Consider the following 1,598-nt stretch of genomic DNA (forward strand, 5'->3'; position numbering starts at 1 on the left):
GCCCGGCCCCCGTCCGCTCAGCCCACCTCGCGCAGCGCCTGCTTGCCCGGGACGAAGGTGGCCACGGGCTCGGCCTTGCCCGCGACGGGCAGGGGCGCCGCGGGCTCGAAGCGCAGGGACGCATCGTCCTGGCAGAAGTGGCGCGTGGCCTCCGACACCAGCATGGCCACGCCCACCTTCTTCGTGAGCCCTTCGATGCGGCTGGCCAGGTTCACCGCGTCGCCAATCACCGTGTACTCGCGCCGCTGCGCGCTGCCCACGTCCCCCACCACCACGCGCCCCGTGTGGATGCCGATGCCGATTCGCAGCGGCTCCTCACCGCGCGCCACGCGCTCCGCGTTGAGCGTCTCCAGCGCCTCCAGCATGGCCAGCCCACACGCCACCGCGGCCTTCGGGTGCCCCGGCAAATCCAGCGGCGCGCCGAAGTACGCGAGGATGCCGTCACCGATGAACTTGTCGAGCGTCCCTCCATGGCGGAACACCACGTCCACCATGCGCGACAGGTACTCGTTGAGCAGCGCGACGACTTGAGGGCTGTCCATGCGCTCGGACATGGAGGTGAAGCCTCGGATGTCGGAGAACAGCAGCGTCACCTCGCGGTGCTCGCCGCCTCCCGCCTCGGTGCCGTGCTGGGCAATCTGTCGGGCGACCTCGGGGGAGAAGTAGCGGCCCAGCCGCTCCAGCCGCACCTCCTCTTGCGCCACCTGCGTCACCAGCCCCAGCACCTGCCGGCTGATGAAGGCCGCCGCGAGCGCGCCCAGCGCCAGCACCAGCACCATGCCCGGCAGGAACGCCTGCCACTCCACCTGGGCCTGGAACACCAGCATCTTCTCCAGGCCGATGGCCACCACCGTGGCCAGCACGACGATGACGCGCGACAGCGTCACCAGCGACACGAGCACCACCAGCACGATGTACACGCCCAGCGTCAAGAGCGCGGTGGGCACCGCGTTGTCGTTGTTCGCCGTGCCGATGGCCAGCGACTGGAGGGCGAAGACGGCGGGCATGTCCAGGAAGACGAGCCCGAGCGCCGGGCGCCGCCCCAGGCGGGGAAAGCGGCGCGCGCCGGCCCACAGCACCACCGCCAGCGCCAGGTACGCGGCGAGCACCCCGAGCGGCGTGCGCCACTCGAACTGCCACGTCATCACCAGCCAGCTCGCCGTGCCCGCCGCGCGGACCCGGTTGAGCCACTCGCCCACCTGCGCGCGCCACCCTTCCAGGCGTCGCGCGAGCGTATCCTCGACATGGGAAAGCACCCGCATGAGGTCGCACGCTACCACCACCCTCCAGGGAGCCACCCGCGTGCGAGCCATGAGGCCCAGGTGCGGTATCTTCCGCCCCAGGAAATCATGGCGAGCATCGGTCACGTGGCGGTGGGCATGGCCCTGGGGCGGTATGAGGCGAACGGTGGGTCGACCCGTCGCCTGGTTGCCTCCATGGCACTCTTCTCGATGCTGGCCCTGCTGCCGGACGCGGACGTGGTGGCCTTCGTCTTCCGCATTCCCTATGCGGCGCCGTGGGGACACCGGGGCGCGTCGCACTCGTTCGTCTTCGCGGCGGCGGTGGCGCTCGCGGTGGCGGGGGTGGCGAAGTGGGCG

2 protein-coding genes are annotated in these 1,598 nt (G+C 71.2%); one reads left to right on the forward strand and one right to left on the reverse strand.

Annotated features, from left to right (window positions below; genetic code table 11):
- Positions 1-17: 17 nt before the first annotated feature.
- Positions 18-1,262, reverse strand: coding sequence for an adenylate/guanylate cyclase domain-containing protein (locus tag HR086_RS46730; RefSeq protein ID WP_174468897.1), 1,245 nt, complete (start codon positions 1,260-1,262; stop codon positions 18-20).
- Between the two features lie 87 nt (positions 1,263-1,349).
- Between HR086_RS46730 and HR086_RS46735 the strand changes: the two genes are divergently transcribed.
- Positions 1,350-1,598, forward strand: a 249-nt coding sequence (locus HR086_RS46735; protein WP_174468898.1) for a metal-dependent hydrolase, incomplete at its 3' end; no start/stop codon positions are given.

The sequence above is a fragment of the Myxococcus sp. CA039A genome, from assembly GCF_013336645.1.
GTDB classification, from domain to species: domain Bacteria; phylum Myxococcota; class Myxococcia; order Myxococcales; family Myxococcaceae; genus Myxococcus; species Myxococcus llanfairpwllgwyngyllgogerychwyrndrobwllllantysiliogogogochensis.